The following is a 15066-nucleotide window of genomic DNA, read 5'->3' as shown; positions in this document are numbered from 1 at the left end:
GTCCGGGACGGACACGGTTCAGGCCTCTTCGGGCAGATCGACGCGCCCGCGCATCAGAACAAACCCGCGGCCCGCAACCTTGATGCCGGTCATCGCATCGGGAGGGCCCACACGGCGCACCCGGGCCTGCCCGGGACGGTTCATCCCGTGGCCCTGCTCGGCAATAAATTCATCGCCTTCGATCAAGCCGCGATTCCACATGAACGCCGCCATCGCGCCGGTTGCCGACCCGGTAAAGGCATCCTCGGGCGGGCTGGGCGGCGCCAGCAGCAGGCGGGAAAACGTGTCGCCCGCCTCGGTCGCACCACCCAGCGTCACCAGAAACGGTTCGACCGCCTCGTCGCCCACCAATTCCCGAAATTCGCGCAAAGCGCCGACGTCCAGGCGCGCGGCCTTCAGCGCAGCCCGATCCCGCAGCAGCGTGATGCAGAACGGCAGCCCGGTCGACACCATTTGCGGTGGCTCGACGATTTCATCGGGGGACAGGCGGATAATGCGGGCAATCAACGCCGCGTCGATCATCTGGCCGAAACTGGGGGCAATTTGCGTCATTTCGATCATGTCGCCGTCGACTGACACCGGCACGATCCCTGCCCCGGTTTCAAATGTCACCCTGTCGCCATCAAACATTCCCCGGTCACGCAATGCGGCCGCGGTGGCCAGCGTCGGATGCCCCGCAAAAGGGATCTCCCGGTCGGCCATAAAGTATCGCACCCGGAAATCCGCTACGTCGGACGGGCCCGTAAACGTGCATTCGACCAAAGAGGTTTCGCGCACGAAGGCCTGACAGGTTTCGTTCGGCAAAACCGCGCCGCCATGTACAACCGCACATCCGTTGCCGCCAAAGGCGCGGTTGGTAAAGGCATCGACCCAGTCAAAATCAAAGTCAGCCATGGCACGCAGGCTCCCGGTTTTATGGTTCATAGTCGCCGGGCTGTGCCAGTCACACCGCCCGGTTCGCCCGGGCGGCCCTTGGATTTAGTTCAGGCTGACCGGCGCGTAATCGTGCTGGCGTGCCAGCGAAAAGGCAAGCTGCCGGTTCGCGACAAGCGCAAGCTGCTCGCCATCAGAATTGTGCACGGCATAGATCTGGTCAAGCGCGCCAGCTTCATCCTGCACTTCTTGCGGCAGGTCGGCCACCGCGATCGGCTTCACATAGACGATGCGCCGCGATGCGTCTTCAAGATTCATAGGCGTATTCATACCCTTACCCCTTTCTGATCGAAATGGTCTGAACCACGGTTTCCGGAACGGCGCGGGTCAGATCCACGTGAAGCAGGCCATTTTCCATGACGGCCTCTCCAACCTCAACGCCTTCGGCGAGCACAAAGGTCCGCTGAAATTGGCGCGCGGCTATGCCGCGGTGCAGGAACACCCGCCCATCGCTGTCATCGCGCTGCCGTCCGCGGATCACCAACTGGCGGTCTTCGACGGTAATGCGCAGGTCCTCCTCGGCGAAACCGGCCACCGCGAGAGTGATCCGATAGGACTGTTCAGAAGTCTGTTCGATGTTGAACGGCGGATAGCCTTCGTTGCCCGACTTGGCGGTGCGTTCCAGAAGGCGTTCCAGCTGCTCGAAACCCAGCATGTGCGGGTGCGAGCCAAGGGTCAGTTTGGTCACGTCGTTCGGTCCTTTAACAGCAAAGCGACACGCGCGCGGCCCCGTTTTGGCGACCGTGCACACCCAATATGGGGGCAGCACTGCCAAGTGACAAGTGAGCAGCCGCAGGACTAGGCGCAAAGGTTACAAAAGAGTAAACTCCCCATCACCTTCAATGACTTGAGTCGATTCGCCCGATGAACGCCCCGCTTGATATCTCGATGAAGACGGATGACGTGCTGACCGTCGAACTTGCGGTCTTTCGCCGCCAGCATCGCGATCTTGACGAGGCGATCCTGGCCCTGGTCGAACGCGGCACCGCCGATCAGCTGACCGTGCAGCGCCTGAAAAAGCAGAAGCTGCGCCTGAAAGACGTGATTTCCCGCATCGAAGACCGCCTGACTCCCGATATCATCGCCTGAGGCAAAAAACCCGGGCTGCTCATCGGTTTGCACACGCCGCGCGGATTGCCTGCGGCAGGCGTTTGGCTATAGTGCGCGCTCGCGATACGGGGGCAGTACATGCAGAACGTGAAGGTCGGGATCATCATGGGCAGCCAGTCAGACTGGCCCACGATGAAGGAAGCCGCCGAGATCCTCGACGCCCTGAGCGTCGCCTATGAAAAACGCATCGTTTCAGCGCATCGCACACCCGACCGGCTGTGGGACTATGGCAAGGGCGCGGTCGATCGCGGCTTGCAGGTGATCATCGCGGGCGCCGGGGGCGCGGCGCATCTGCCGGGCATGATGGCCTCGAAAACGCGGGTGCCGGTGATTGGTGTCCCGGTGCAGACGCGGGCGCTTTCGGGGGTGGATTCGCTTTATTCGATCTTGCAGATGCCACGAGGGTACCCGGTGGCAACGATGGCCATCGGCGCAGCAGGTGCGGCAAATGCCGGGCTGATGGCGGCGGGCATCCTTGCTTTGGGTGATCCTGAGCTTGCCCAACGTCTGGACACATGGCGCGCTGATCTTTCGGCCTCGATCCCGGAGGAACCCCGCGATGAGTGATCCCCTGACCTCTGGCGCGACGATCGGCATTCTTGGGGGCGGGCAACTGGGGCGTATGCTCTCGGCCGCCGCCTCGCGGCTGGGGTTGCGCACGCATATCTACGAACCGGGCGCCAACCCGCCCGCGGGCGACGTGGCGCATCGCGTGACCACTGCCAGCTACGAGGATGAGGCCGCATTGGCTGCCTTCGCCGATTCGGTCGATGTGGTGACCTACGAGTTTGAAAACATCCCAACCGCCGCACTGGACCTGCTGGACTCCAAGGCAATGATCCGCCCGGGCCGCGAAGCCCTGCGGATCAGCCAGGACAGGCTGACGGAGAAGACATTCCTGCAAGGGCTGGGGCTGAAAACCGCGCCCTTCGCGGACATTTCTGATCTGCCCGGACTTGAGGCCGCCCTTGCCACCATTGGCGCGCCCGCGATCCTGAAAACCCGCCGCTTTGGCTATGACGGCCAAGGTCAGGCGCGGCTGAAAACGCCGGATGACGCGGCCAGCGCGCTTGCCGAGATGCGCGGCGCCCCCGCGATCCTCGAAGGATTCGTGACCTTCAGCCGCGAGATCTCGGTCATCGCCGCACGCGGCGTGACGGGCGAGATTGCCTGTTACGACCCGGGCGAGAACGTGCATGTGGATGGCATTCTGCACACCACAGATGTGCCCGCCCGGCTGACCCCGGCCCAACGCAGCGATGCCGTGCTGTTGGCTGCCAACATCCTGAACGCGCTGGATTACGTCGGTGTCCTTGGGGTCGAGCTTTTCGTCACCGACGCCGGTTTGGTGGTGAACGAAATCGCCCCGCGCGTCCATAATTCCGGCCATTGGACCCAGAATGGATGTGCGGTGGACCAGTTCGAACAGCACATCCGCGCCGTGGCCGGCTGGCCCTTGGGCGATGGCACCCGGCACAGCGACGTTCAGATGGAAAACCTGATCGGCGAGGCCGTTCTGGGCGCCCACGACTTGGCGAAGGAATCGGCGACCGCGCTGCATCTCTACGGCAAGACCGAGGTGAAGGCGGGCCGCAAGATGGGCCATGTCAACCGGATTCGCAGCGCGGGGAAATAGCGGAGAGGGGGCGCGGCCCCCGTCCCTGCGGGACTCCCCCGGAGTATTTTGGGAATAATGAAAGGGTCCAGAGGTTCTGGGCCACAAGAGGCCCTGCGAGAGTGTCACTGCTGCCGTGCGATCAGGGTGCGGCGAAGATGCGACTGGCGAATTCACCGGTCATACAAGTGACCGATCCGCCGGCAAAACAGGCAGCGACGCGGCGGGTGGTTTCATCGATCACAGTGATGTCTGCCCGTAGACCAGGACGAAGCGTGCCGCGGTCCTCCAGCCCCAAAAGCCGCGCCGGGCCGGTGGAGACAAGCGCCCAGCCCTGCTCGAACGTACACATCCCGGAATCGACGCATTCGAACACAGCCGCCCGCAGTGCGGGGTAGTGATAGTCGGACGCAAGCGCATCACACAGCCCGGCGGCGATCATATCTCGGGCAGAGGCGTTACCGCGTTGAGAACTGCCGCGCACGGTGTTCGGAGCGCCCATGATTACCCCTTGCCCCAGATCGCGCGCCGCCTGCGCTGCCTGGGGCGTTTCGGGGAATTCCGCGAGGGCTGCGCCGCGTGTCTTCATGGCGACACATTCAGGTGCAGTCCGGGCATCGTGGTAGCCCAGTGTCACGCCCTGGGCGCGCAGGCGAGCAGAGAGATCATCCAGCGCCTTTGGCACTTCGGGGTAGCGGCGGTGCATGTCCATCAGCATGGCAAGGTGCTTTTCGGGATTTCGTCCCGCTTTCAGCGCCTGTCCCGTCAGCCGGGGTGGCGTTTTGCCCTGTGCGAGCCGGTCGTGCGGCAGGTGATCGTTGTAAACGAGGTATCCGACATCCCACTGTGCCAGCCAGTCGGGCAGGGTGTCATAAGCCTCTAACTGGCCGATTTCAAACCGCAGCTGCGGGCGCATATCGGTGCCGTGGATGTTGCCAGCGTCACGGAGCGCGGTAAACACGCGGGCGGCGTGGTCGGGGCCGCGCAAGCCCCCTTCCCAGCTGTGGAATTGGGCGATGACGCCGGTCGTGATGCCGTTCGCCGCGAGTTCGGCTGCGACGCTGGCGACGCCTTCGGCCATGTCGGGCGCGGCGCCCCGCCGCGGGGCAAGGTGGCGTTCGAACGCATCCCCGTGGATGTCGACGATGCCGGGCAGCAGCAGGTACCCCGAGGCATCGACCGCGCGGCCCACGGGCGCATCGGCAATGCGCCCGTCGGCCATTGACAGCCGGGCGCGAGCAAGCCCCTGCCCCGGCACCAGAACCTGTGCGCCGGTAAAATCGAGATCAAGCGCCTTCATCGGCTGGGGTTTCCTTTTGTGTCGTCGGAACAGTCGGCCCCGCTGGCGCAGGCCGTTGCGATATTGCCGAACAGCGCGTCCAGCCACGAAATCTCGGGGTCAAAGCGCCCCTGCTCGATAAAATGGATCGCTTCTGCGATGACGCGGGGATTGTTCATCATGAAGGTATGGGTGACAGGCAGAACGATGTGATCCGCCATACCATCCACCCGGGTCGACGCGACCGAAACCTTGCCATCATCCGGGCCCGGAATCAGCGCGGAAAACACCGGGTTCAGCGTGTTGCTGCCCGCGATCACCCCCAGCGGGAAATCGACCGGAGGCAAGCGGCGCGGCAGGCTGTTCGCGCCGGTGCCCAGTTGCAGGCCGGCCGGTCCGTTCAAAAGGCCGAACACCTCCCAGTCGCCAAGTTCGTCCACCAATTCGCTGCCCGCATTCGGTGGGCTGAGCATCACCACGCGACCCAGGCGCGCCGGCCGGGCAAAGCGCAGCCAGTCGCGCACCAGAATTCCCCCCATCGAATGGGTGACAAAGTGGATGACTCGCGCGCCACAGGCCTCGGTCGCGGCGGGCAGCGTCTGTTCCGCCAGCGCGCCGATGGGCAGATCGGTCGAGGGATAACCCGGGCGCACCACGACATAGCCGCGCCCGCGCAGCACCTGTTCCATCACCGCGAAAGAGGTTTCGCTGCGCGCCAGCCCGTGCAGCAGGATCACGCAGTCGCCCTCGGCGGCGCGCGCCACCGGGGACATCAGGATCATCAGGAAAGCGGCCAACCATCGCATGGCGCCTGCCATACGCCGAATGCGGCCCGTGGGAAAGCGGGCTTAGCCGAAGGCGCGCGGATAGGTCAGCGTGGCCTTGGGCGCGTCGGTTCCCGGACCGGCCAGCAGGGTGTGGTCGATCGGATAGGGCGAGGTCAGCTGTGCCGCCCTGGCCACGCTGAACCCGGCGCGTTCGTAGAACGGCACCTGCCCCAGCACCACCACCGTGGTGCCCGAGAGCCGCGCCCATTCGCTGATCAGCCCGACCATGCGCCGCCCGATGCGTCGCCCCTGCCAATCGGGGTGCACCGCGACGGGGGCAAGGCACAGCCAGCCTTTCGGCGCGACCATCCGCGACAGTGCCAGGTAGGCGACGATGTCACCATCGGCGGCCATCACCTGTTCGCCCGCCATGTCGCCGCTGCGGCGCAGCGCCTTGACCAGCTCGGCCTCTTCGGCGCCATCGAACGCGGCGCGCAGCAGCGCATCGACGGCGGGTTCTTCGCCGCGGCGCAGCTCGCGCAGGAAATCGGGGGACATCACCATGTTCGAACCCTTTGTCTGACTGGTGTCGAATACGAAAAAGGGGCCGCCTAGGCGACCCCTTTCCCAAGTCTGCAAAGCAGGGCGATTACATCATGCCGCCCATGCCGCCCATGCCGCCCATGTCGGGCATGCCACCGGCGGGTGCATCTTTCTGCGGCTTGTCGGCCACCATCGCTTCGGTCGTGATCAGCAGACCGGCGATCGAGGCTGCGTCCTGCAGCGCGGTGCGAACCACTTTGGCCGGGTCGATGACGCCGAACTTGAACATGTCGCCATATTCGTCGGTCTGAGCGTTGTAGCCGAATTTCAGGTCCGAGGATTCGCGCACCTTGCCAGCAACAACCGAACCGTCGACGCCCGCGTTCTGGGCAATCTGACGCAGCGGTGCTTCGAGCGCCTTGCGCACGATCGCGATACCCGCGTTCTGGTCGCTGTTCGCGCCGGTCACGCCTTCAAGCGACTTCGCACCCTGAACCAGGGCCACGCCGCCACCGACAACGATGCCTTCCTGAACGGCCGCGCGGGTCGCGTTCAGTGCGTCATCGACGCGGTCCTTGCGCTCTTTCACTTCGACTTCGGTCATGCCGCCGACGCGGATCACCGCAACACCGCCTGCCAGCTTGGCAACGCGTTCCTGCAGCTTCTCACGGTCGTAGTCGCTGGTGGTTTCTTCGATCTGATTGCGGATCTGGGCCACGCGTGCCTCGATCTCGGCCTTTTCGCCAGCGCCGTCGACAACGGTGGTTTCGTCCTTGGTGATCGACACCTTCTTGGCCGAACCCAGCATGTCGATGGTGACGTTTTCCAGCTTCATGCCCAGGTCTTCCGAAATCACCTGGCCGCCGGTCAGGATCGCCAGATCCTGCAGCATGGCCTTGCGGCGATCACCGAAGCCCGGTGCCTTCACGGCTGCGATCTTCAGGCCGCCGCGCAGCTTGTTCACCACCAGAGTTGCCAGGGCTTCGCCCTCGACATCTTCGGCGATGATCAGCAGCGGCTTCTGCGACTGGATGACCGACTCGAGCAGCGGAACCATCGGCTGCAGCGACGACAGTTTCTTCTCGTGCAGCAGGATCATGCAGTCTTCGAGTTCTGCAGTCATCTTGTCGGCGTTGGTCACGAAGTAGGGCGACAGGTAGCCACGGTCGAACTGCATGCCTTCGACGACATCGGTTTCCGTTTCCAGACCTTTGTTTTCCTCGACGGTGATCACACCCTCGTTGCCGACTTTCTGCATCGCGTCTGCGATCTGCTGACCGATCTCGGCTTCGCCGTTGGCGGAAATGGTGCCAACCTGCGCAACTTCGGCGCTGTCCGACACATCACGTGCGGCGGATTTGATGGCTTCGACAACCTTGGCGGTGGCCAGGTCGATGCCGCGCTTCAGATCCATCGGGTTCATGCCGGCGGCAACCGATTTCATGCCTTCGCGCACGATGGCCTGGGCCAGAACGGTCGCGGTGGTGGTGCCGTCACCGGCTTCGTCGTTGGTGCGGGAAGCGACTTCCTTCACCATCTGCGCGCCCATGTTCTCGAACTTGTCTTCCAGTTCGATTTCCTTGGCAACCGACACACCGTCCTTGGTGATGCGCGGCGCGCCGAAGGATTTGTCCAGAACCACGTTGCGGCCTTTGGGGCCCAGGGTCACTTTCACCGCGTCGGCCAGGATGTTCACACCCTTCAGCATGCGGTTGCGGGCATCGGTGTCGAACTTGACGTCCTTAGCAGCCATTTTTGTCTCTCCTCTTGGGAAATTCGATTACGTGTTGCGATCTTGGGTGGCGGGGCAGGCCCGCCGGTCGAACAGCCCGGTGGCTTATTCGATGATCCCCATGATGTCGCTTTCCTTCATCATCAGCAGTTCTTCGCCTGCAACGGTGACTTCGGTGCCCGACCATTTGCCGAACAGGATGCGGTCACCGGCCTTCACGGCCATCGCGATCAGCTCACCGTTATCCTTGCGGGCACCATCGCCACATGCGACGACTTCGCCTTCGCTTGGCTTTTCCTTGGCGCTATCGGGAATGATCAGCCCACCGGACGTTTTCTCTTCGCTTTGCACACGGCGCACCAGCACCCGGTCATGAAGCGGTTTCAATGCCATCTTTGCAGCTCCTTGAGGCTCAAAGTTTGTTATCCGTCAGACCCCTTGGGGCTTACCCGCGGGATCGTTAGCACTCGACCTCCCCGAGTGCTAACGGCGCATAGCTAGGCACCGAAATCGGGCGAGTCAACAGGGAGCGGCGAATTTTCATGACTGCGGAGCGCGCGCTTGCGATGTCACCGGCCCATCACCCTGATCGGGCTCCTGATCCGGCATCGACTCGGCCCAATCCGCCAGCCCACGCCGTCCGGCATCGGTCAGATCATACACGCCCGTGCGGATACGTTCAAACCAGCCGTAGTGATTGTCGGCCATGATCCGCGTGGCCCGCGCGATGCCTGCCGACTTCTTGATGTCGGAGCCACGGGATTGCCCATGCTCGGCAAGGTGCCGCGCACAGATCACCGCATCCTGCCGGTACGCGGTGACGATCCCGTGCCGCGTTGCCCCGCCATCGTTCGGATCCCCGCGCAAGGCATCGAATTCGCGCAGCAGCCGCGCGGCGCGTTTTTTTGATTTGCGCGGCGCAAAAGGCCCCGGATCGCATTGCACTTCGGCCCGTCCGTCCGGACGCACCGTGATCAACCCCAGCCCCAACCGCCGGCACAATGCCCGGTTGTCCTTCAGCGTCCGCCGCGCCGTACGACCTTGCGGAAGCGGCACACAGATATAGACAAGATCGCTGATCGCCATCCGAGCGATCGCCTGATGAAACAGCGACAGCGAAAATCGCAACTTCAACTCGACGATCACCGGCGGCTCTTCTCCGCGCCGCGCAACGACATCTGCGGCGCCAACCTCGCCCTTCACCTCGTACCCTTGCCGTTCCAGCAGAGCCTTCACGGGCAGGTAAAGTGCGGTTTCCGAGGTCTGGGTCATCGCGATTGCGTACCATCGCAGCATCCGCGCGCCAATTCGAAAGCGGTGCAGGGGCTTTGCCCCTCTTGGCCTGCTGCCAATTCACCCCAGGATATTTTCGGCCCAAAGAAGCGATGCCTCCCGCTTCTTTGGGCTACAAATATCCCGGGGTTTGGGGCAGAGCCCCAATCCGACATCTCCCTCACACGGGCATTGGCGTTTCTGCCGCAGGTGACATCCCCCCCGGCCTTGCATATAAGGCGCGCGAATCCCGATTGCGCAGGCAGGACACGATGAACATTCAAGTTTTTGGCCATAAATCCCCCGACACCGACTCCACCGGCTCGCCGCTGATCTGGGCGTGGTATCTGAACGAGATCAAGGGCACCCCGGCAACTCCGGTCCTGCTGGGCGAGCCCAATACCGAAGCGGCCTTCATGCTGGACCGCTGGAACCTGACCAAGCCCGAGATCATCTCGGACGTGGACGCCGACGCGCCCGTGGTGATCGTCGACACCAACAACCCGGCCGAGCTGCCCGCAGGCATCAACAGCGCCGACATCCGCGCCATTATCGACCATCACAAGCTGGTTGGCGGCCTGGAGACCAAAGGCCCCATCGACATCACCGTGCGTCCGCTGGCCTGTACCGCCACCATCATGCATGACCTGATCGGCGACGACATGGCCAAGATGCCCGAGCCGATCCGGGGTGCGATGTTGACCTGCATCCTGTCGGACACGCTGGAGTTCCGCTCGCCCACCACCACCGCGCATGACCGCGCCGTGGCCGAATCCCTGGCCCGCGATCTGAACATCGAGATCCCCGCCTATGCGGCCGAGATGTTCGCCGCGAAGTCCGATGTTTCGGCCTTCTCCGAGGCCGAGCTGCTGCGCATGGACAGCAAGGAATACGAAGTCGGCGGCAAGCAGTTCCGGGTGTCCGTGCTGGAAACCACCTCGCCGCAGATGGTGCTGGACCGCAAGGATGCGCTGATGGCCGCGATGCCGGGCGTTGCCGAAGAAGACGGCGCCGATCAGGTGCTGCTGTTCGTGGTCGACATCCTGAACGAGGAAGCCACGCTGCTGGTGCCGAACGATCTGGTGAAGACCGTGGCCGAGAAGAGCTTTGACGCCACGCCCACCGGCGACACGGTTGTTCTGCCCGGCATCATGAGCCGGAAAAAGCAGATCATTCCGAACCTCAAGGTCTGATCCCCTTCCCCATTCGAACATCGGAAATGGCGCCTTACTGGCGCCATTTTTGCGTTTCAGACCGGGCGGATGATTTCTTGGTTACTCATTTTCGGTCTCTATTTCATCTGCATGAACCTTTGGGCCTACTCCGCCATGCGCTCGGACAAGCGGCGCGCGTTGACCGGTGACTGGCGGCTATCGGAATTTCACCTCTGGCTGCTGGCCTTTGCCGGGGGCTGGTTCGGCGCAAAGCGGGCGCAACGGGTGTTTCGCCACAAGACACGGAAAGAGCCGTTCCGGTCTCGGCTGAACCGCATTCCGCGCTGGTGGTTGGTGAGCGCCTGCCTTGTCACCGCGGGCGTTCAATACGGGGTTCTGCCCCATCGGCTGCCCGATCTGACGTTGCCCAGCCTGTCTTTGCCCGATGTGTCGCTGTCCGAGATGGACTGGAGTCTGTCCAGCGCCGGGCCGAAACTGCCCCGACGCCACCGCAAACCGCCGAAGTTCTTCAAAAGCGCCTATTAGGGGCATTCGCTCTGGTGCAGGCGGGTGCTATTTGTCATGCAACGCTCAATCGAAGAACCAGTGAAAGGCTTGTCATGACCCGGATCGTCCAGTCCCTTGCGGAAATTTCCGACACCTATGACGCGCTGTTCGTCGATCTGTGGGGCTGTGTGCATGACGGGGTCAAGGCGCTGCCCGATGCCTGTACCGCCTTGCAGGCCTATCGCCAGCGCGGCGGCACCGTGGTTCTGGTGACGAACGCGCCGCGCCCGCGCGACAGTGTCGAACAACAGCTGGATGGATTTGGCGTGCCGCACGATTGCTGGGATACCATCACAACATCGGGCGACAGTGCGCGCGCGGCAATGTTTCGGGGCGCGGTTGGTCAAAAGGTCTGGTTCATGGGATCGGAAGCGATCGACATGGCGTTCTTCGACCCGCCGAAAATCGTCACCGACCCGATTGCCATCGAACGGGTGCCGCTGGATCAGGCCGAAGGCATCGTTTGCCTTGGCCCTTTCGACCCTCATTCCGACCCCGAGGTGAACCGGCCCGAATTTCTCTATGCCAAACAAAAAGGGATTAAGTTGCTGTGCGCCAACCCCGATATCGTGGTGGACCGGGGTGAACGGCGGGAATGGTGCGCAGGGGCGCTGGCGCGGCTTTACACCGAGATGGGCGGAGAGAGCCTGTATTTCGGCAAACCGCATCCTCCGGTCTATGATCTTGCCCGGCAGCGGCTGGCCGAGATTGGCAAGCAGGTTCCGGATGGGCGCATCCTTGCCATTGGCGACGGGCCGCACACCGATATTCAGGGCGCCATGGGCGAGGATATCGATTCGCTGTTCATCACCGGCGGGCTGGCCGCCGCCGACACGCGCACGACCGATCAACCGGACCCGGACGCGCTCGACAGCTTTCTACAACGCGAACTGATCAGCCCGACCTTTGCCATCGGCTTTCTGCGCTGATCCCGCCCTGAAAACGGTTGACTTTCTGCGCTTGCGAAGTAATTAAATTACCTCGCGAGCGCCTTTATCGAACAAATGTTGCCTCGCCAGTCAAATTGCGAGGGTCAGATGTTGGACAATTTCCCCCGGGGCACGATCTGTATCGAAGATATCGAGATGGGCATGTCGCGCCATCTGCGCAAAACCGTGACCGATGCCGATATCGAAATGTTCGCCGAAGTCTCGACCGACCGGAACCCGGTGCATCTTGACGATGCCTATGCCCGCGACACGATCTTCGAGGGCCGCATCGCCCACGGAATGCTGACCGCCGGGTTGATTTCCGCCGTGATCGGCGAACAGCTGCCGGGGCATGGCACCGTCTACATGGGGCAGACGCTGAAGTTCCTGGCCCCCGTGCGCCCCGGCGATACCGTGCTGGCCGAGGTCACGGTGATCGGCATCGACATCGCCAAGCGCCGGGTGCAACTGGATTGCGTCTGCAAGGTGGATGGCAAGAAGGTGCTTGCCGGTGAGGCCACGGTGCTGGCCCCCTCGCGCAAGTTCGACTGAGCGCCAAATTATCGCGCCCGGGGCACCCTGCCCCGCTTGCCCTTGCTGCACGCCGGGGCTAGGCATGGCCCATGCGGATCATCCGGGATTATCAGTTTGTTGCGCCCTCGGACAAAGGGGCAAGCGTGGCCATCGGCAACTTCGATGGCGTGCATGTGGGCCATCGCTCGGTGATCGACATGGCGCGCGCCGCCGCGCCCGATGCACCGCTGGGCGTGCTGACCTTTGAACCCCACCCGCGTGCGTTTTTTGCACCCGATGCGCCGCCGTTTCGCCTGATGGGGTCCGCCGCACGGCGGCACCGGCTGGAAAAGATCGGCGTCGAGGTCTTGTACGAGCTGAATTTCAACGCCGCCCTCAGTAACCTGACGCCCGAACAATTCGCCGCCAAGGTGCTGCGCGACGGGCTGGGCCTGCGCCATGTGGTGGTCGGGGCCGACTTCTGCTTTGGCAAAGGCCGTAGCGGTACAACCGACGACCTGGTCCGCTTCGGCGCCGAGATGGGATTTGGCGTGACCATCGCGCCGCTGCTGGAAGAAAGCGACCAAACCGTATCGTCTACCGCGATCCGCACTGCATTGGCCGAGGCCCGGCCGCGCGACGCCGCCAAGATGCTGGGCCATTGGCACCGGATCGAAGGTCCGGTGATCGGCGGAGAGCAGCGCGGGCGCGACCTGGGTTATCCAACCGCGAACATGGCTGTAGACGGGCTGCACCTGCCTGCGCTTGGCGTCTACGCGGTGCTGGTCGATGTGCTGGACGGCCCGCACAAGGGCAAGTACCACGGCGCGGCGTCGTTGGGCACGCGGCCGATGTTCGGCGAAAACCGCCCGAACCTTGAAACCTACCTGTTCGATTTCTCGGGCGACCTGTATGGCGCGACGCTGTCGGTCGGGCTGGTCGACTATCTGCGTGGCGAAGAGAAGTTCGACAGCCTCGAGGCCCTGATCGACCAGATGAACGCCGATTGCGCCCGCGCCCGTGCCATCCTGGAGGCGCTGTGAGCGATCCGATCCGCCGCACCGGATTTGCGCCCCGCTTCTGGGAACGCAAGCAGATGTCCGAGCTGACCCAGCCCGAATGGGAGGCGCTGTGCGACGGCTGCGGCAAATGCTGCCTGAACAAGCTGGAAGACGAGGACACCGGCGAAATCGCCCTGACCCGCATCGCCTGCCGCCTGCTGGACGATTCCACATGCCGCTGCGGCCAGTACGACATCCGACACCAGTTCGTGCCCGAATGCATCGTGCTGCGCCCCGACAATATCGAGGATCACCTCTACTGGATGCCGCAGACCTGCGCCTATCGGCTGATCCACGAAGGCCGCCCGCTGTATGACTGGCACCCGCTGATCTCGGGCCGGGCCGACAGCGTGCACCACGCGGGCGTGTCGGTACGGGGCATCACGGTGCCCGAATTCGAGATCGCCGAGGAAGACTGGGAAGATCACCTGATAGAGGAGCCGACCTGATGTATTTCGCTTCTGACAACTCCGGCCCCGTCCTGCCCGAGGTGATGGCCGCGCTGACCCGCGCGAACGAAGGTTACGCCATGCCCTACGGCGCAGACGCCGATATGGAAGAGGTCCGCACCCGCCTGCGCGAGGTGTTCGAGGCGCCCGAGGCCGCTGTCTACCTCGTCGCCACCGGCACCGCCGCCAACGCGTTGGCTTTGGCCACCCTCGCCCAGCCCTATCAGACGGTGTTTTGCTCGGCCGTGGCCCATATCCACGAAGACGAATGCAACGCGCCCGAATTCTACACCGGCGGCGCCAAGCTGACTCTCGTGCCGACCGACAACAAGATGACGCCCGAAGCGCTGGCCGCCAGCATCGCGGGCGAAGGCACCCGCGGCGTCCACGGCCCCAAGCGCGGACCGGTATCGATCACGAATGTCACCGAACGCGGCGGCGTCTACTCGGCTGCCGAAATCGCCGCGCTTTGCGCTGTGGCACAACAGCATGACCTGCCCGTTCACCTCGACGGCGCACGCTTTGCCAATGCGCTGGCCAGTACCAATGCCACCCCGGCCCAAATGACTTGGCAGGCTGGTGTCGACGTGCTCAGCTTTGGCGGAACCAAAAACGGGTGCATGGGCGTCGAAGCGGTGATCCTCTTCGATCCCGCCCGCGCAGAAGAATTCGAATTCCGCCGCAAACGCGGCGGGCACCTGTTCTCGAAACACCGCTATCTCTCGGCACAGATGGCCGCCTACCTGCGGGAAGACCTCTGGCTGCAAGCTGCGCGCAAGGCCAACGACGCCGCCGCCGACCTGGCCCATGGCCTGCGCGACGCCGGCGCGGGTTTCCTGCACGATCCCGATGCCAACATGCTGTTCCCCACGTTTTCCCGTGCCGCGCATCAGCGCCTGCATGAGGCCGGAGCGAAATACTACCTCTGGGAAGGTGACCTTGACGGCGCCGACCCCGACGAACACCTCTCGGCCCGACTCGTCTGCGACTGGTCCGCGACAGATGACAACATCAACCGGTTCCTGGCCCATCTCGCCGGCGCGCAGTCCTGAACCGAAAGATTTTCGCGCTCCGCGCGAAGCCTCCGGCGGGGATATTTTTATCCCAAAGAAGGAGGGCCATTTCCCGCTTTCACCTTCGCG

The 15066-nt window shown here is 63.5% G+C and carries 19 protein-coding genes; 10 read left to right on the top strand and 9 right to left on the bottom strand.

Annotated elements, in window-relative coordinates; translation table 11 throughout:
* Positions 1–18 precede the first annotated feature (18 nt).
* From FGK64_RS15520 to FGK64_RS15510, 3 genes are all read right to left on the bottom strand, one after another.
* Entirely contained in the window at positions 19–894 is an 876-nt protein-coding gene (locus FGK64_RS15520; RefSeq protein WP_138864742.1) for a PhzF family phenazine biosynthesis protein, read from the bottom strand.
* A gap of 84 nt (positions 895–978) precedes the next feature.
* On the bottom strand, positions 979–1203 hold the full coding sequence (locus FGK64_RS15515; protein ID WP_138864741.1) for a DUF1150 family protein: 225 nt from the start codon (positions 1201–1203) through the stop codon (positions 979–981).
* Between the two features lie 4 nt (positions 1204–1207).
* Positions 1208–1621, bottom strand: coding sequence for an Hsp20 family protein (locus tag FGK64_RS15510; RefSeq protein ID WP_138864740.1), 414 nt, complete (start codon positions 1619–1621; stop codon positions 1208–1210).
* 176 nt (positions 1622–1797) lie between these two features.
* On the opposite strand from FGK64_RS15510, the gene FGK64_RS15505 reads away from it, so the two are divergent.
* The 3 genes from FGK64_RS15505 (at position 1798) to FGK64_RS15495 (ending at position 3679) form a co-directional block, all read left to right on the top strand.
* A complete protein-coding gene (locus FGK64_RS15505; protein ID WP_138864739.1) occupies positions 1798–2022 on the top strand; it encodes a YdcH family protein in 225 nt (74 codons plus the stop codon).
* A 99-nt stretch (positions 2023–2121) separates the two neighbouring features.
* On the top strand, positions 2122–2610 hold the full coding sequence (purE, locus tag FGK64_RS15500; protein ID WP_138864738.1) for a 5-(carboxyamino)imidazole ribonucleotide mutase: 489 nt from the start codon (positions 2122–2124) through the stop codon (positions 2608–2610).
* Entirely contained in the window at positions 2603–3679 is a 1077-nt protein-coding gene (locus FGK64_RS15495) for a 5-(carboxyamino)imidazole ribonucleotide synthase (protein WP_138864737.1), read from the top strand. Before purE ends, FGK64_RS15495 begins: the two co-directional genes overlap by 8 nt.
* A gap of 121 nt (positions 3680–3800) precedes the next feature.
* On the opposite strand, the gene FGK64_RS15490 is transcribed toward FGK64_RS15495, so the two are convergent.
* From FGK64_RS15490 to FGK64_RS15465, 6 genes are all read right to left on the bottom strand, one after another.
* A complete protein-coding gene (locus FGK64_RS15490) occupies positions 3801–4958 on the bottom strand; it encodes an alpha-D-ribose 1-methylphosphonate 5-triphosphate diphosphatase (RefSeq protein ID WP_138864736.1) in 1158 nt (385 codons plus the stop codon).
* Positions 4955–5743: an alpha/beta fold hydrolase gene (locus FGK64_RS15485; RefSeq protein ID WP_138864735.1), complete on the bottom strand. Its 789-nt coding sequence runs from the start codon at positions 5741–5743 to the stop codon at positions 4955–4957. The genes FGK64_RS15490 and FGK64_RS15485 overlap by 4 nt, the downstream gene beginning before the upstream one ends.
* A gap of 42 nt (positions 5744–5785) precedes the next feature.
* Positions 5786–6268, bottom strand: a complete 483-nt coding sequence (locus FGK64_RS15480) for a GNAT family N-acetyltransferase (RefSeq protein WP_171054100.1) — start codon at positions 6266–6268, stop codon at positions 5786–5788.
* 85 nt (positions 6269–6353) lie between these two features.
* Positions 6354–8000 carry a chaperonin GroEL gene (gene groL / locus FGK64_RS15475; RefSeq protein ID WP_138864734.1) on the bottom strand — a complete coding sequence of 549 codons (1647 nt, stop codon included), beginning with the start codon at positions 7998–8000 and terminating at the stop codon, positions 6354–6356.
* Positions 8001–8084: 84 nt separating this feature from the next.
* Complete coding sequence (locus FGK64_RS15470) at positions 8085–8372, bottom strand: co-chaperone GroES (RefSeq protein WP_138864733.1); 288 nt, start codon at positions 8370–8372, stop codon at positions 8085–8087.
* Between the two features lie 147 nt (positions 8373–8519).
* The gene (locus tag FGK64_RS15465) at positions 8520–9275 is read right to left on the bottom strand and encodes a DUF2161 domain-containing phosphodiesterase (protein ID WP_246057784.1); all 756 of its coding nucleotides are present in this window, start codon (positions 9273–9275) and stop codon (positions 8520–8522) included.
* A gap of 248 nt (positions 9276–9523) precedes the next feature.
* On the opposite strand from FGK64_RS15465, the gene FGK64_RS15460 reads away from it, so the two are divergent.
* The 7 genes from FGK64_RS15460 to FGK64_RS15430 all read left to right on the top strand — a co-directional run bounded on the left by FGK64_RS15460 (position 9524) and on the right by FGK64_RS15430 (position 14976).
* Entirely contained in the window at positions 9524–10444 is a 921-nt protein-coding gene (locus FGK64_RS15460; RefSeq protein WP_138864732.1) for a manganese-dependent inorganic pyrophosphatase, read from the top strand.
* Positions 10445–10513: 69 nt separating this feature from the next.
* Complete coding sequence (locus tag FGK64_RS15455) at positions 10514–10951, top strand: DUF1294 domain-containing protein (RefSeq protein ID WP_138864731.1); 438 nt, start codon at positions 10514–10516, stop codon at positions 10949–10951.
* Positions 10952–11025: 74 nt separating this feature from the next.
* Positions 11026–11901 (top strand): TIGR01459 family HAD-type hydrolase, encoded by an 876-nt coding sequence (locus tag FGK64_RS15450; protein WP_138864730.1) that lies wholly within the window; start codon positions 11026–11028, stop codon positions 11899–11901.
* Between the two features lie 108 nt (positions 11902–12009).
* Entirely contained in the window at positions 12010–12453 is a 444-nt protein-coding gene (locus tag FGK64_RS15445; RefSeq protein WP_138864729.1) for a MaoC family dehydratase, read from the top strand.
* Positions 12454–12524: 71 nt separating this feature from the next.
* A complete protein-coding gene (locus tag FGK64_RS15440) occupies positions 12525–13457 on the top strand; it encodes a bifunctional riboflavin kinase/FAD synthetase (protein WP_138864728.1) in 933 nt (310 codons plus the stop codon).
* Positions 13454–13924, top strand: coding sequence for a YcgN family cysteine cluster protein (locus FGK64_RS15435; RefSeq protein ID WP_138864727.1), 471 nt, complete (start codon positions 13454–13456; stop codon positions 13922–13924). The genes FGK64_RS15440 and FGK64_RS15435 overlap by 4 nt, the downstream gene beginning before the upstream one ends.
* Positions 13924–14976: a threonine aldolase family protein gene (locus FGK64_RS15430; RefSeq protein WP_138864726.1), complete on the top strand. Its 1053-nt coding sequence runs from the start codon at positions 13924–13926 to the stop codon at positions 14974–14976. The genes FGK64_RS15435 and FGK64_RS15430 overlap by 1 nt, the downstream gene beginning before the upstream one ends.
* Positions 14977–15066 lie beyond the last annotated feature (90 nt).

It is taken from the genome of Arenibacterium halophilum, from assembly GCF_005938225.1.
GTDB lineage: Bacteria > Pseudomonadota > Alphaproteobacteria > Rhodobacterales > Rhodobacteraceae > Arenibacterium > Arenibacterium halophilum.
This window is presented reverse-complemented; position numbering and strand designations above follow the sequence as displayed.

Coding starts and splice junctions, on each gene's coding strand:
- FGK64_RS15505 (WP_138864739.1), top strand. CDS start 1,798: ATGAACGCCCCGCTTGATATCTCGATGAAGACGGATGACGTGCTGACC.
- FGK64_RS15515 (WP_138864741.1), bottom strand. CDS start 1,203: ATGAATACGCCTATGAATCTTGAAGACGCATCGCGGCGCATCGTCTAT.
- FGK64_RS15450 (WP_138864730.1), top strand. CDS start 11,026: ATGACCCGGATCGTCCAGTCCCTTGCGGAAATTTCCGACACCTATGAC.
- FGK64_RS15445 (WP_138864729.1), top strand. CDS start 12,010: ATGTTGGACAATTTCCCCCGGGGCACGATCTGTATCGAAGATATCGAG.
- FGK64_RS15455 (WP_138864731.1), top strand. CDS start 10,514: ATGATTTCTTGGTTACTCATTTTCGGTCTCTATTTCATCTGCATGAAC.
- purE (WP_138864738.1), top strand. CDS start 2,122: ATGCAGAACGTGAAGGTCGGGATCATCATGGGCAGCCAGTCAGACTGG.
- FGK64_RS15440 (WP_138864728.1), top strand. CDS start 12,525: ATGCGGATCATCCGGGATTATCAGTTTGTTGCGCCCTCGGACAAAGGG.
- FGK64_RS15465 (WP_246057784.1), bottom strand. CDS start 9,275: ATGCTGCGATGGTACGCAATCGCGATGACCCAGACCTCGGAAACCGCA.
- FGK64_RS15485 (WP_138864735.1), bottom strand. CDS start 5,743: ATGCGATGGTTGGCCGCTTTCCTGATGATCCTGATGTCCCCGGTGGCG.
- groL (WP_138864734.1), bottom strand. CDS start 8,000: ATGGCTGCTAAGGACGTCAAGTTCGACACCGATGCCCGCAACCGCATG.
- FGK64_RS15460 (WP_138864732.1), top strand. CDS start 9,524: ATGAACATTCAAGTTTTTGGCCATAAATCCCCCGACACCGACTCCACC.
- FGK64_RS15430 (WP_138864726.1), top strand. CDS start 13,924: ATGTATTTCGCTTCTGACAACTCCGGCCCCGTCCTGCCCGAGGTGATG.
- FGK64_RS15520 (WP_138864742.1), bottom strand. CDS start 894: ATGGCTGACTTTGATTTTGACTGGGTCGATGCCTTTACCAACCGCGCC.
- FGK64_RS15495 (WP_138864737.1), top strand. CDS start 2,603: ATGAGTGATCCCCTGACCTCTGGCGCGACGATCGGCATTCTTGGGGGC.
- FGK64_RS15480 (WP_171054100.1), bottom strand. CDS start 6,268: ATGGTGATGTCCCCCGATTTCCTGCGCGAGCTGCGCCGCGGCGAAGAA.
- FGK64_RS15470 (WP_138864733.1), bottom strand. CDS start 8,372: ATGGCATTGAAACCGCTTCATGACCGGGTGCTGGTGCGCCGTGTGCAA.
- FGK64_RS15490 (WP_138864736.1), bottom strand. CDS start 4,958: ATGAAGGCGCTTGATCTCGATTTTACCGGCGCACAGGTTCTGGTGCCG.